13 protein-coding genes are annotated in these 14,342 nt (G+C 42.8%); 2 read left to right on the plus strand and 11 right to left on the minus strand.

Going from position 1 to position 14,342, the window contains the following annotated elements; genetic code table 11:
* Positions 1–403 precede the first annotated feature (403 nt).
* Together ACFSR5_RS15775 and ACFSR5_RS15780 are read right to left on the minus strand one after the other, a co-directional pair.
* On the minus strand, positions 404–1,426 hold the full coding sequence (locus ACFSR5_RS15775) for a S41 family peptidase (protein WP_380905424.1): 1,023 nt from the start codon (positions 1,424–1,426) through the stop codon (positions 404–406).
* Between the two features lie 527 nt (positions 1,427–1,953).
* Positions 1,954–2,187, minus strand: coding sequence for a hypothetical protein (locus ACFSR5_RS15780; protein ID WP_380905425.1), 234 nt, complete (start codon positions 2,185–2,187; stop codon positions 1,954–1,956).
* A 440-nt stretch (positions 2,188–2,627) separates the two neighbouring features.
* On the opposite strand from ACFSR5_RS15780, the gene ACFSR5_RS15785 reads away from it, so the two are divergent.
* Positions 2,628–2,822 carry a hypothetical protein gene (locus ACFSR5_RS15785; RefSeq protein ID WP_380905426.1) on the plus strand — a complete coding sequence of 65 codons (195 nt, stop codon included), beginning with the start codon at positions 2,628–2,630 and terminating at the stop codon, positions 2,820–2,822.
* 147 nt (positions 2,823–2,969) lie between these two features.
* Here the strand turns inward: ACFSR5_RS15785 and ACFSR5_RS15790 are convergent, their stop codons facing one another.
* The 9 genes from ACFSR5_RS15790 to murQ all read right to left on the minus strand — a co-directional run bounded on the left by ACFSR5_RS15790 (position 2,970) and on the right by murQ (position 12,899).
* Positions 2,970–4,286 carry a sensor histidine kinase gene (locus ACFSR5_RS15790; protein WP_380905427.1) on the minus strand — a complete coding sequence of 439 codons (1,317 nt, stop codon included), beginning with the start codon at positions 4,284–4,286 and terminating at the stop codon, positions 2,970–2,972.
* Positions 4,283–4,960 (minus strand): response regulator transcription factor, encoded by a 678-nt coding sequence (locus tag ACFSR5_RS15795; RefSeq protein WP_380905428.1) that lies wholly within the window; start codon positions 4,958–4,960, stop codon positions 4,283–4,285. Before ACFSR5_RS15795 ends, ACFSR5_RS15790 begins: the two co-directional genes overlap by 4 nt.
* A 21-nt stretch (positions 4,961–4,981) precedes the next feature.
* Entirely contained in the window at positions 4,982–5,839 is an 858-nt protein-coding gene (locus tag ACFSR5_RS15800) for a hypothetical protein (RefSeq protein ID WP_380905429.1), read from the minus strand.
* Positions 5,840–5,850: 11 nt separating this feature from the next.
* Positions 5,851–6,195 carry a hypothetical protein gene (locus tag ACFSR5_RS15805; protein WP_380905430.1) on the minus strand — a complete coding sequence of 115 codons (345 nt, stop codon included), beginning with the start codon at positions 6,193–6,195 and terminating at the stop codon, positions 5,851–5,853.
* Positions 6,196–6,260: 65 nt separating this feature from the next.
* A complete protein-coding gene (locus ACFSR5_RS15810) occupies positions 6,261–6,845 on the minus strand; it encodes a hypothetical protein (RefSeq protein WP_380905431.1) in 585 nt (194 codons plus the stop codon).
* A gap of 948 nt (positions 6,846–7,793) precedes the next feature.
* Positions 7,794–10,397 carry a TonB-dependent receptor domain-containing protein gene (locus tag ACFSR5_RS15820; RefSeq protein WP_380905432.1) on the minus strand — a complete coding sequence of 868 codons (2,604 nt, stop codon included), beginning with the start codon at positions 10,395–10,397 and terminating at the stop codon, positions 7,794–7,796.
* 49 nt (positions 10,398–10,446) lie between these two features.
* The gene (locus ACFSR5_RS15825) at positions 10,447–11,460 is read right to left on the minus strand and encodes a FecR family protein (protein WP_380905433.1); all 1,014 of its coding nucleotides are present in this window, start codon (positions 11,458–11,460) and stop codon (positions 10,447–10,449) included.
* A gap of 5 nt (positions 11,461–11,465) precedes the next feature.
* Positions 11,466–12,053 (minus strand): RNA polymerase sigma-70 factor, encoded by a 588-nt coding sequence (locus tag ACFSR5_RS15830; protein ID WP_380905434.1) that lies wholly within the window; start codon positions 12,051–12,053, stop codon positions 11,466–11,468.
* 27 nt (positions 12,054–12,080) lie between these two features.
* On the minus strand, positions 12,081–12,899 hold the full coding sequence (gene murQ / locus ACFSR5_RS15835; protein WP_380905435.1) for an N-acetylmuramic acid 6-phosphate etherase: 819 nt from the start codon (positions 12,897–12,899) through the stop codon (positions 12,081–12,083).
* 131 nt (positions 12,900–13,030) lie between these two features.
* Here murQ and ACFSR5_RS15840 point away from each other — a divergent pair, with 131 nt between their 5' ends.
* The gene (locus ACFSR5_RS15840; protein ID WP_380905436.1) at positions 13,031–14,221 is read left to right on the plus strand and encodes a FecR family protein; all 1,191 of its coding nucleotides are present in this window, start codon (positions 13,031–13,033) and stop codon (positions 14,219–14,221) included.
* The last annotated feature ends 121 nt before the right edge of the window (positions 14,222–14,342 follow it).

The following is a 14,342-nucleotide window of genomic DNA, read 5'->3' on the forward strand; positions in this document are numbered from 1 at the left end:
ACCAACGGAATATGCTGCTCTTTCGGCTTTTGAAGGCGATAAACAGGCGTGTTAGGGCTTTTAGGTTTAGGGTAATTTGATGAGAATTTTGTAAAATTACGCAGTCTTAATTGGGGGAAGCCGACACAATGAAAATGGAATTTATCCAGTGTATGGAGCAAATCGAATTATTTCGCTTATTGATAATTATCAAATTGATAGCGATTCTATCTTAATCATAAAGGATGGAGCTGGTGTTGGAAAAGTTCAATTTACAAGAGGAAAACTCTCTGTTATTGGAACTTTAAATTTTTTTATTGCAAAATCAGGTACAAATGTAAAATGTATCGAGTAAATTCCCATACGGGTAATTTAGAGGAACTATATCGTGTTTTAGAAAACGAAAGACGGCACCACTCCCGCGTCAGTTATCATAAAACTCTTTCTTTTCTAAAATATTAAGAGCCATATTTATTTTTTCATCCTTTAGCATTTCGTCAAAGTTGTCGCCGCCTACTACTTCCCTATCTGGAACGATACTGTTTGTATAAACCTTTTTATTCCTATCGACTACATAATCTGTGGATAGATTGATAGCAGCATTCACATTGATTTTAAAACCCTGCACAGCGGTAATATAGTTAGCGGTTGTCTCTCCTATCACAATCGTATGGGGACGTCCTATTAAAGAAATAGCCGTCATCTCGCCAGCACTTGCCGTGTACGAACTGGTCAATATAGCCAAGGGAACGGTAGAAGGTATGGATCTATTTAAATGAGAGGTGCGCTGTAAATAAATCCCGTCAATTAACATGTTACCACTTACTATCTCCCACTTACCTGTGGGCTTCCCTTTTGCGTTCTGAAAACCACCAAAAACAACTTCATCACCAATAAAATCTTTTAACCCTAGCATCATAGGATACATATTTCCACCAGTATTACACCTGAGATCAATAATCCAGCCCTTAATATTCGGAGAATTAATCTTATTGATATGATCCACAATATCGGAAGCAATACTATCCACCTTTTTAAATGCATAATCGGTATTTCCCGGAATTCGAAGATAGCCATACTCTCCTTTTAGCACCATACTCATAACCGATTTTTCCTCCGTCAGCCTTTTTTTGATATACGCATTCGCGTTTTTCAGGGGGACCTTCCAGCCGTAGGTCTTGTCTTTATACTGTAAGTTGCCATGATGGTCATTTAAGCGCTTAAAAACTTCTGTATATAAAGGGGCAACATCATCTACTGAATTACTATTTGCAGAATTTGTATAAAGCCAGTTCTTTATGCTATCGATATTTTGGGTATTAATTGTATTGGAATCAATAAATTCGAAGGACCTTTCAATAAACAGTTTTACATCAGCCGCTATTTGAGCATGTGCCAAAGGATAAATTGAGAAAAATATTGCGCTTAGAACTATGTTTCTGATCATAATATGTAGCTAGTGATTTAAACCTAAGTTGTATTCTAGATATTGGAATAGGCCCCAAGATAAGAATAATAGAGACGAATTACATTCGTTTTATATTTAGAATAATAGCCAATGGCCGTATTCCTTAAAGAGGAATAAGTCCGTTGATACCAAGGTACTAAAAACTTCCAAATGATAGAGGCGTGCTGTTATCGATGTATGTAAGCCGAATTCTATTACGATCAAATGTCGAGGGATACGTTATCTAAAAGTAAAGGGAATATTGCTTGCCTAATGAAACTTCCATGCGGAGTTGTAAAACTTCTAGGCTTTAGCAACACATGAGTAATCGACCAGTCGACAGAGAAACTACTGTAGTAGTGTGGTTATGTTTCCACGTATAGGCGTACAATGTGCCTGTAAATTTTTCATTGCGTTGTATTTCGAATGCTGCCGTAAAAACGAGCAGAGGATTGACTGTCTTTTCAGCTCTTTAAAGGAACTGAACTGCTGCTGTATTTCGTAAGACAAACGATAAAAACATGGAATTATGAAGCAATTCTCCCTCGTTTATAGGTCACAGACAGGCCTTTCAATAACAGAGCTATTCGCAGTGCTTCTTGATTAAATATGTCGCCGTGACCATATATCTGTAGTATAGAATCCACTTTATCCAATTCTACATGAAGCTTTACGTATATATTTTCTCCCATAGGAAGTAGGGTAGCCCAATCCATGAGGGAGTCCATGATAGATATTAAATTGGACTTGTTTCTGATCAAAGACGTGTTTTTCAGGTAGGGAATTGTCGGAGTAAGCAGATCTTTTTAATACGCCTTTTTAGAAAACGTATTCAAACTTGTCTTCATAAATACTGGAAAAGCCCCCACGTAAGTAATCAGGATGCTTTTCATGGCAAAAATATTCTAGCAAAACATTAAAATTATTACGGCCCCAATTACAATCATTCCGGCAGGTAGCTAGAGAGGAACGAATCCGGACGGATCGGAATCTAATGTTTGGAAACGTTGAAGAAAACGGAAAGAAATTGCGAAGGTAATTCTTTTTTGACAGCTGAAGATATCCGTTTCGCACAGGAAAGCGAAAGCAAATATTTGAACGATCACGGTCGAATATTAAATCAATTCTATACGAATATTCATCTTCTGCCATTATACTTTACTTTTTCTGCAAATTAGTTACTCATATTTAAGTATTCGCTATGAAAGATTTACAGAAAAAAAGTTGTGTTTTATCTGATGTAGATATGAACAGCATCAAAGGTGGTTTAAAATGGACAAAGGATAGAAGTGTAAACGTGGAAGATCGACGCACTTTGGGAGGGGAATCCATGTGGCAGGTCCTTGAACGGGTAAGATCCTATACTGCATTGGAGATTCTTAACGGGGCTTACTAGGGCTCGGTTAGGATATGAATACCGGACATTTAGGAGAAGCGAGCTAGCGAAAGCGTGGGGTCGCTTCTCTTTAAGAAAATTTATTAGCAACATCGTGGTTATCTGTGCAATAAACGAGTCAGTCTAAACAATTTTTCTTTCTTAATTTTACGAAAAAGAATCGAATTGTAACACGATTCTTGTCCCCTTATTGGGCGCGGATTGCACGGAGATATCGATTTTCAGAAAATCAGCAATGCCTTTAACGATCGACATCCCTAATCCATTGCCTGTAGGTTGTGTACTTTTAAAGCGGTGGAAAAGTTGTTCGACCTCGGACGGTGTCATGCCCTTACCGTTATCAGCGATGACGATACCTTGCGGTGTTCCTTCTGTCGTATGGCTAACCTTTATCCAACCTCCAGATCGGTTGTATGCAATGGCGTTATTCATTAAGTTATAAAACAAGTGGAAGAGCAATTCTTCGTGCTGGTTGTCCAAACACAGATCGCGAGGAACCTGCAACGTAAGCTTGATTTTTTTCTCTTCGAAGAGAGGATCAAGCTCCTGCGCGATCTTTTCCAGCAACGGGGCAATGAAAACACGTTGTGTACGCTGATATTGTCCGCTATCGACTCGTGCTAAAAAAAGTAATGTTTTTACAATTCGGTTTAGACGCTCGAGTGTTTGCAAGGATGCAAACAGACGTTCTTGAACAGCAACGGGAACATTCGGTTGTGCGAGTACGTTTTCCATTTTGCTGCGCAGGATACTGATCGGAGTGAGTAGTTCGTGCGATGCATTGGCGGTGAAATCTTTTTCGCGGGTATAGGCAAGTGTGGCCCTCCTCATAAGTTCGCACAGTCGTTCATCAAGCAAACGGAAATCTTTCGTTGTGGTCGGAATGGGTTGAAAATTCAGGTCAAAAGGGAATCGTTGCTCTGTAAGCCTCCTTCGGATAATGCGTTGTAGTGGGGCTAAGAGATGTCGACCATAGAAGTAATCGATGGAAACAGTAAGAAGCAGCAAGATCATCAAAATACCTAATGCGACCTGTTGCAGAATGTCTGCATAGAGGGAGATACTGTCTTGCGAACGGCCAATTTCCAATAAATACGTCTTTCCGTCTGCTTCAAAATATCGATGTAAGATGCGGTAATCGAGCGTGTCGGTATCTACAATGCGCCGTTGATTGTTGATATTGCCCTGTTGTGGGTTGGACGTGTCTCCAAGGGTGGCTTGAATGGCAATGTAGTCTTCTTTTAGCATGGTATAACTTCCATAGCTCTGTTCACCCTGCAGGTAGTATTCCATCCCATTTTGCCGGATATTGTCGAATACTTTGTTCTCCTGGACATGCAAGAACTTATCGATGGTGTAGCGGGAGTACCACTGAAAAACGGGGGGTAAAATAGCGAGGAAGAATCCAAAGATTAATAACTTGGACGCTGTAAAATAGAGCGTAAGCTTGGTGTTCAATTTCACGGTGCCACGATTTTATAGCCGATGCCTCGGACGGACTGCAGCCATGGTGCAGGAGCATAGGCCGAGAGTTTCTTTCGAATGTTCTTAATATGTACGTCGATATAGTTCGAATCGCTGCTCGGGAAACTCAGATCACCCCATACATGTTCGTACAATTGTGCTCGGCTGAGTGGCCGGTTCCTATTGAGCAACAGGTAGCTTAAGAGATCAAATTCTTTCTTAAAGAGTGGAATTTCGTTTTCGCGATGATGAACCGTTCGGTTTTCGATGTCGATCTGAAACTCGCCAACCTGTAACGGTTGTGCGGTATGGCCAAATCGTCGGCGATGGATGGCGAGTAGACGGACGTGTAATTCTGCTAAGGAAAATGGCTTTGGCAGATAGTCGTCTGCGCCGCTACGTAAGCCTCGAATACGATCGTCCAGCGCTCCTCGAGCCGATACGATGACGACTGAACTATCTGGATGGTCGGTTTTGATTAGTTTGAGGAGTTCTAGGCCATCCCCATCCGGTAGGCCAAGATCCAGCACAATGGTATCAAAAAAACGATCACGCAGTAGCGTCGTGGCATTACGGAAAGTTGCGCTAATTTGACAGTCGTACCGCTCCGTAGTCAGGAAATCCGTGATCTCCTTCGCCAATTCGGGCTCGTCCTCTATGATCAGTACTTTCATCTATTTGCCAGTCGCTTGCCGTTAAAATTGATAAAAATAACCTACATTAAGAAACGAATTATGCCTTTGTTCCGCGGAGACATCTTTGCCCAATATGGATAACTGGTAGGACAGCAATATGGCACTGCTGCGGTATTGCCAGATTAATGGAACCTGAAAATTGTAGGACAGCATTTTGAAATCGGTAGACTGTACGGTTGTTTCGTCATATTCCGGCTCCTGTTCGTTAGGGAGTATTTTATTACCTAAGAGATCGGGTAACCCAAATCGGCGTTTTTTTTCTTCCAAATAGGTGGTGTAATAGCGTTGTGTGCCCGCTGTCAAAGCAACGCTTGGCTTTACATAAAGTAGATCCTTGTCGGTAAAGCTATGCAGAGGAACCACTTTGCTATTGGTAAGGGTTGTAAAAAAGTCGTTTTCCTTACCAAAGTTGTAGTCGCCTTCCAAATCCGTCTGAAACAGGTGGTTAAATCCGATTTCGGCGGAGATACTATTCGGATTGGACGCTTGAAGAAGGGGCGAATCGTCGCTATAGAAGGAACGGGTGTAACCGACATTTAGCGAGATCTGTTTACCGATGCTGAAGTCGAGGCCCGTTCCGACATGCCATTCGGAAGGAAAAGCACCCTCCTTCAATAGCTGGTATCCACCAGCTGAGACATACCATCCAACCGCGGTGCGCATGCGAAGATCCGTGTAAGCGAAGGGTAGTCGTTCTGTCGCTGCCTGTCCATAATAATTAGCATTATTACTCAGTAGCGTCGACCACGTAAACGTTGTTTTTCGTGTGATGCTGTCGGCAGTCTGTGCAAGGCATGGGACGCTGTCGGCTACGAGGGCAGACGCGAAGGCCAGCGTCAAAAAGTATAGCGCTTTCATGAAAGATTAGCTTAAAGTTTGATGTTGATTTTCGTTTTGACATTGGTTTTCACCTTTACCTTTACACCGGGAGCTACGTGGTTAATCCGCGGAATAACCGGTCGTGGAATCTGTTGGTTTCGTGCCTTCGGAACAACTTTGATCACCTTTTCTACGGTTTGCCCTGCTGTTTCTTTTACGGGTTCGGCTCCGTTGGTTTTTTCTGGTGATTTCTGCTGTTGCCGCGTGTCTGATCGGCCGGTGGTATCCTGAAGCATGGGGGGCATGGTGTATGCTACTATGCGAGCTGGCGTGGCGGCGATACTGGTCGATACAGCCCATACACATAACCCTGTTATCCATACTTTGCAAAACATTGTTTTCTCTTAATTATCAAAACTTTGGGTCGAGGCCTCGACCCAAAGTTACATCTTTTGTTCGTTTATTTGATGTTTACAGCCGTGCGAATTTTAGTGTTCGTCCGGACATTCACCGGTTTAACATCAACTTTTGTATTGGTGTTGACTTGAGCTTTCACTGCCGGCACGGCTTTTACCGCTGTTTGGGTGGCTACGTCAACATTCTTGACTGCTGTGTTTGCAGCCGACTGCACTTGGCCTACTGACGAAGCTACCGCACTTACCGCTGTTCCCTTTACATCAGAGCCGAGTTCTGCTGTTGCGGTTGTGCTAACCACAGCGCCATGGTTATCCGCCTGTTCGGCTTTTGGCTGAACCGTAAGGGAAGAAGCTACATCGCTTACGGTTTTTCCGGTAGCAGATCCATCCACGCTTTTGGTCAATTCACTGATTTCAGCCCCTCGATTGCGCGGGTGGACACCTTCAGCCGTCTGTTTAAGCTCGATGTCTGTTTGCGTATTTCCTGAGGCTTCGGCGGACTTTTTCGAGGTATTGTTGTTTGCCGTCATCGTTGCCTTTTGGGTAGAGCGATTTTGGCTCTTTACTTCTTGCGCTATGCTCGCTGTACCTAGCAGCAAACCAATAGCTAATAAGCTTAAACTTTTCATATTTTTTGATTATAAATCAAAGCTAACCGTGGATTATGAAAAAAAAATGAAAAAGCTATTTGGTTACTATTTTTATAGTATAAAATAACGCGAGAAACTTGTTCAGTAAGTCGTTCAAGACGCTCTCCAATGTATTCGCCTACTCCGGTTTCCGTATCCTTCCAGCCTTATACAGAATAGGATTATATTGGAAGCTAAACGCTATCCACGCTACAGCGATAAGTTGGTGATATCAACTGGGTTTTATCAGTCTTGCACATTTCAGTCTTTTCTTCAAGACACACACAGGAGGCACTATTACCGCTTTTTAGAATCAGCCTTTATCCCACTAAAACAATAAGAAATGATAAAATAGTAATAAATGCCGTGTATGCTCTTTATTACCAACATGGTGTACGCAAAGTCAATCGATGACGTCTAGGGATACCCCGCCAGAGCGGAAGATATTAACCGACTGTTAATCGGGGAGATGATTCCGGATCGCACGCATACAGATGCCTGCGGGGAACTTGTCCAAGTAAGAAAGTTCGTTTCGGAAAAACCAATTGTTTTGATTACTACAGAAGCGGCAAGAGCGATAGTTAGAACATTTGATTAATTGCTCTATATGATCTTGATGGATGCAAATTTTATAGGAGCTATAGAGATAATGACTGGACTTGGGCGGATCACTTTTTTTAGAATCAACAGATTGGATTTTAGTCGGTTTATTTCGGTGGTTACATTTCTGTTGACGCTGAGTTTTCTGTTTACTACTCCCATGGACGGTAAAAGAGGGTATTTTACTCACTGACTTTTTTATTTTAAAGGATCTGCCGACAATGAGTATTGACTTAATGGTGATGGGTAAATATCATGCGAGAGTGGTTGGCGGAAAAAATTGAATCTCTTTTCGTAAAAAACAGTATAAGGAATTGACGAGCGATATTGGAAATTCTAAAAAATCACTCAGTTTGCCCGGATTTTGACTTCCTTGGTGCTTTCTTCTACTTTCTTATCGTCAAGCTTTTTACCTTTTGTGATTAAGTAGGAAAACGAAAGCCCGAATGTACGCGTGGGTCTTTTTTGATAGAAATCAACAAAGGCGCCATTGCGTGATGTCCATTCCCGTTCTCTCGCGGTATTGAATAGATCATTGAAGAGCAGTGTTATCTTTCCCTTGTCCTTGGCTATGCGTTTCGACAATGTTATCGAGGTGTAGAATTGATCGGCATATTTGGTATTTGCCGCTGTTCGTGGCGAGGTATATCCGAGATATAGACTCGCATCAAACCATTTTTTTACCTTCCAAAACTGAGCAATACCAATTTCCGACGTCTGTTGATTCAGCTTTGTATCTTTCATTTGGAACACATTTCTATACCACATAGCGTTGGTCTGACCCGTCCACCAGGTGTATAACTTCCAGGGGATAAACATATTTGTGCCGAAATCCATGCTATACGGAAAATTTCTAGATTGATAAACGAGTGTTTTATTGTTCTCCGTTTCTGTGAATAGGAAGATTTTGTCTTCGGTGTAACTGAAAAATATGTCGATGGACATGTTGTTTCTCAATTGTATTCCAGTTTCCACTCGATGGGCTATTTCCGGTTTAAGGTCTGCATTTCCTTTTAGGAGGATAAAGTCGTCGATCTGCAACGTATAGGGATTAAGGTTTTTAAAAGAAGGACGGTTGATCCGTTTGGCATAATTTACAAAGAGCGCATGCTGGTTACCCACCTCATGCTGTAAAAAAACAGAAGGGAAAAGATTGAGGTAGTCTTGCTGTATCCGTTCTGTTGAGGTAAGGGATCGCGCGTTTACGTGAGTCTGTTCGGCCCGTAAACCCAATTTCGCTGAGCTTTTGTTCTTTTTGTAGTTGAATGCTACGTATCCCATGATCAAGTTTTCGCTGTACCTGAATTCGTTACTTAACCCTGGATCTGTTACCCATTCTGTATTCAGAAAATTCTTTCGAATTACTTCGTTGTCTCGTTGTGTTCCGATAAACTTGACTCCAGCCAACCAATTGAAGGAGGTTTTGTAATACTGCATCCAATCGGTTTGCAAACTATAGATACGTGTTTTACTCGGCGAATAATTGATGTATTGTTCGCGCACTAGACTTTCTTTGTTTTGGAGAGTATAATGGTTTTCTTCTTGATGCTGATTGCGAACATAATCAGCAAGGAATTTGAGTGACGAGCCTAGGGAATCCCGCTTCCAGCTGTAATTCAGGGTAGAAGAAAATTGAGATGGCTTGGTTAACCAATTGTTGTACGTTTGTTTGAACAACGTATCTTGTTTTAGGAAATGCGTGTTGTCGGTATAGAAATCCTGATCGGTTCGGTTTTTGGATAATATGGCCTGAAATCCCAAGCTCTGATTCTTGGCTACATCATAGATAGCCGTAAGCCTGCCATTATACGTTTTGCTTTCTCGGTAGCGGTCGGTGAAGCTGTTATACGTTGAGCTGTCTGCGTATCTGATATCGTTTGATGCATAGATATATTCATCGTTTCTCAGATAGCCAGCCACCGCTGTTAGAAATAACCGGTTTTTCTTAAAATCCATAATGGTTCCGACGTTGTAGTAGGGATCGTGGACCTGTTGAAGATATCGAGCGAGGAGGTTGGCGCGGAAGCCATCCAAACTGTTTTTTCGTAATATAATCCGTATGATGCCGGCCGTACCCGACGCTTCATACTCTGCTGCCGGATTCGGTATGATTTCTATTTTACTGATACTTTCTGAAGGCAGATTCCTCAGATACTCAGCGAGCTGCTCTGAGGACATGCGCTGCACGAGGTCATTTATCATAACCTGTACATGTTGATTGCCCCGCAGCCGAATATTCCCGTTGGGATCTATCCATATTCCCGGGGAGCGTTGCAATATTTCCAGCGTTGAAAGTCCATTTTCCAAAACCGAGCCTTCCACCTGTACAATCAATCGGTCGGCTATCCGTTCGAATGGCCTGCGCTTGGCATTCACCTCAACAGCCTGTAACTGAATCTGATCGTGGCTTAAAGATATTTTACGCAAAACCTCTGTGTCGGGATGCCTATAGTGTATTTCTTTTCTTTTAAAGCCGAGTGCGGAAATCTGCACGTGATAGTTTTTATCATTTTCCAGTTGGTCGGTGATGAAGAACGTTCCATTCTGATCGGTATTGTAAATAGCAATAAGACGTTTGTTTTGGTCGAACAACCGAATGCTAGCAAACTCGACCGCCCCGCCTAGTGTATCCAAGACAAGTCCTGCAATGGTATCCTTGGTCTCGGAGAAGGAAGACGACTCCGAAAATACCGCAAATACGCTATTATTAAGGTTTTTGACTCCTAAGTTATAGGGACGGAGCATCTCTGCAAATAAGCGTGTTAGCGGCATATTCGCTTGGTCGACCTGAAAGTGCATGTTGTCCAGTACCACATCGTCGCTGTAGAAGATAATCACTTGGTGCTGCGTTTGGATGGATGCCAGTATTTCTTTAATCGCGTATCGCCCCTTTTCAAGCTTGACTGTACGCGTCTGCCCATAAATCGATAGTGCGATGAATACGCATATCATATTTAAAAAAAGCATTTTATACATATCTATACGGCTAGGATAATCAGATCTACTTTATAATGACGATGCTATCTCTTATTTCATAGTTAAAGGAGTTGCCGATGCTTAACACGTACAATAGCTCTTCCAGGCGTATATTGGAGATGATACCGGTATATCGCTTACGAGCGATGTTCTGATTTTTAAAAATCAAGGTTTTCTTATAACGATCCTTAATCTTGACCGCAAGATCCTTAAACGCCACGTTTTTAAAAATCAGACTATCCCTGTACTGCTGTTGTTTGGTATAAAGCTCATCATCTGTCATTTTGGACATATGGAAATCATGGGGCTGTGTACTTGTTGCTGTCCATTTGACCTTGTGTTTAGGTTTGACCAGTAAGAGGGGGCGAGCATTGTTTTTAGACGCAATTTCAACTTTTCCCTCGAACAGTTGGAGTTCGTAATGACCTGAAGTTTTATCTTGAAAGATATTGAACGATGTTCCTTTGACGACGATGTCCCAGTTTTTGAGATCAATACGCATGGGCATTTCTGCATCTGTAGCCACATCGAACTGAGCGTTGCCTTCCAATCGGGCCAATCGGGATTTGCTTCCGAACGCGGTGTTGAAGAACAAGGTAGCGTCTTGATCCAAGATTACTGTCGTCCCGTCTTCTAAGGCGACGAGATAGTTTTTTTTCGGACTGCTTATTTCTTGAAAAGTGATCGGGGGCTGTATGGTGTCCAACTCCTGTTTGCGGGTATTATTCCAGATAAAGAAAAGAAGTAGGCATGCGGCTATTCCGATAGTTAGTTGTAAAACACGTTTGTATCCGCGTTTACTGCGGTGCGGACGACCGATACGGTCGTATATTTTCTCCAAATGAAGTTCTTGTTCCAGATCGGATATAGGTTGCTGTTCTGCGCGAAAAAAATCGTCTAAGGTCGTTACGATCTCTTGATATTCTGGATGATTAGCAAGGTATATGTGGTAATCGAGTAGCTCTTGTTGATCGAGACGATCAGTCAGCTTCTTCGATAACAGCAATAAAAAGTCGTCTTTGCTCATATCTTGTGCCATAGGATTTAAAAAAAGAGGGAAAAGAAATGTTTACCCTTTCGCTTGGCTCGCGGATCTTTCTCCAAGTAGATCTCGATATGCGCAGCCAATTGTTTGATTGCTTTATATACATGGTTCTCCACGGTGCGCGGAGAGATACCCAATAGTTCTGCGACATCTTTATTTTTCATTCCCTGATCTTTGATCATGGTAAATGCAAGGCGTCTTTGTTCAGGAAGCGCTGCTACCGTTGCGGTTAAAAATTCCTCAAGCTCTTTGTTATGTACCAATTCAATTGGTCCTGCAGAATCACTCTGTATATCTTGATGTTCGAGTGGGATGAGGGTTGCACTTTTGTTTTTCTCGGTGCGCAGCTTATTGAGACAAATATTTTTCAATGACCTAAAGATATAGAGCTGTGGATGGTTGACGTGAGTCAACTGCTCTCGTGTCAACCATAACTTGACAAAGACATCTGCTGTAGCTTCTTCGGCGGTCTCTCTCGTTTTTAGCAACATGAGGGCGTAGTGGTATAGCGGCTTGAACAACAGGCCATGCAATTGCTTAAACGCGGCTTCGTCCCCGTTGGTCAGCCGTGTAATTAATGTCTGCATAATTTTTTCGTCGATAGGCATATTGGTCTACTTCTCGCAATCTACTTGAAAGCAGGCGATGCTTTGACGGACACTTTTGTATTTTTCGATTAATTGACGAGCTATTATCTCTGTGCAACCCGTCTCTTCCATCACCATCCGGACGGCTCGATTATAGAGCTTGTTATTCTTTAATTCCATATCGACCATTTTGTTCCCTTTTACCCGGCCTAGTCGTATCATGACAGTTGTACTGATCATATTCAACACCATTTTTTGTGCCGTTCCCGCTTTCATCCGTGTTGAACCGGCGATGATTTCAGGTCCTGTGGGGATCACTATGGGATATTGGGACATCTGTTGGATCGGTGAATTATCGTTACAAACAATACACCCGGTTAATATACCATTTTTAACAGCATTTTTTAGTGTAGCGAGTACATAAGGCGTATGCCCAGATGCTGAAATACCGATGACGATGTCTTTGTTCGTTATCCCAGATTCTTGCAATTTGAGCCACCCTGCAGTGGTGTCATCTTCCGCATATTCAACAGCCTGACGTAATGCTGCATCGCCACCTGCAATGACTCCTTGTATGAGCGTTGGATCCACGCCAAAGGTGGGTGGGCATTCCGAGGAATCTAATACACCTAATCTGCCGCTTGTGCCGGCACCAATGTAGAAAACGCGGCCTCCTCCGCGGATACTCGTAACAATAACATCAACAACGCTCTGTATATCGTGGAGGCGCTGCGAAATACAAAGAGCTACAGATTGATCGGCTTCGTTGATACCTTCCAGTATCTCCTCGGTAGACAATTCGTGCAAGTTTGCAATTTTATAAGCTTGTTCGGTTTGAAGCATCATTTTTATACGGCTTTATTATAAAGACACGCTATGTTAGCGATTTACGTACTGCCCGAGAAAAAAAAGTGAAAAAGTTACTAAGATTTTGCTAAGCATTTCGTTATACAGCTACTAACCGGTATAAATTCGTTATGGATACAACAGAAATAGCGCAGTTAATCAAGCGATACATCGCAGGCGACATTAGTGAGCAGGAGACCTATTTGCTGGATCGTTGGCGAATGGAACGTGTTGAAAATGAGGTGCTGTTTAAAAAGGTGGTCGACGAAAAAGAGCTTTTTGAAGATGCGTTAGTTTGGATGAATCTGCAAGAAGAGCGTGACGCCCAATGGTCCGTCCAGTTTAAGGAGCAGACATGGCAAAAGATCCGGCAAACACCGGTACGCCGAAAAAATCTGCACCGATTTTCTTTTGGAGCGTATTCGGTTGCGGCGGCGGCGTTGCTGCTAATTTCCGTGTTTGGCTATATGTTGTGGAGACATCAGGCTGCGTCCAGTGGCGAACTGAACATTAGCCATATTAAGGCAGGCACAAATAAAGCTGAGCTCATCTTATCGAACGGAAAAAAAATAGATCTACGAAGCGACAAAGAAGGGATTGTACTGGATGACCAGTTTATATATTCCGACGGAACGCCGCTTCTGGAAGAGGATAAAGCGAACCTTAGCCGACTCTCCGCCACCATACAGGTTCCCAAAGGAGGAAAATATACTGTCACGTTGTCGGATGGAAGTCGCGTGTGGTTAAATTCATCGTCCAAGCTAAGCTATCCGTGCGTCTTCAATAACGAGAGCCGTGAGGTAGAGTTAGAAGGGGAGGCGTATTTTGAGGTCGCCAAGCAACGGGTGAACAATCGGAACATACCCTTTACGGTACACAGTAAAAATCAGCGGGTCGAGGTGACTGGAACGGCGTTCAATATCACCGCTTACCGCGACGATAGCCAGGAGATCACGACCTTGGTCGAAGGCTCGGTAACCGTCGAAGCAGGAAGTCGTCGGATCCAATTGCGTCCTAATGAGCAGACGGTTTGCACAGCTAACGGGATCGAAAAGAAAACTGTGGATGTGGAGAGCTTTGTTGCCTGGAAAGACAATAAGTTTTTGTTTAATGAGACGGAACTGCGCGAACTAATGAAAGCTATTGGCCGTTGGTACGCTATTGATATTACGTACCGGGGCGCACCTGCACCAACGTATTTTTACGGCGAAATCGGTCGAGATAAAAACTTAGAGGAAGTGCTTCGTATCTTGGAAAAAAGCGGTGTAAAGTTCCAACTTAAACAACAAAAGACCGGTCCTCAACTGGTCGTTATCCAATAATAAATACTAAACAGAGAAAAACATGAACACATCGAACATCACCTATCCGACCTAGTCGCCGGATAAAAAAAAGAGACCGGATAGGGTCTAGCACACCCTAATCCGGCCATGGCGGATTTCT

Origin of the sequence: Sphingobacterium suaedae, from assembly GCF_042684625.1 — a bacterium.
Classification (GTDB): domain Bacteria; phylum Bacteroidota; class Bacteroidia; order Sphingobacteriales; family Sphingobacteriaceae; genus Sphingobacterium; species Sphingobacterium suaedae.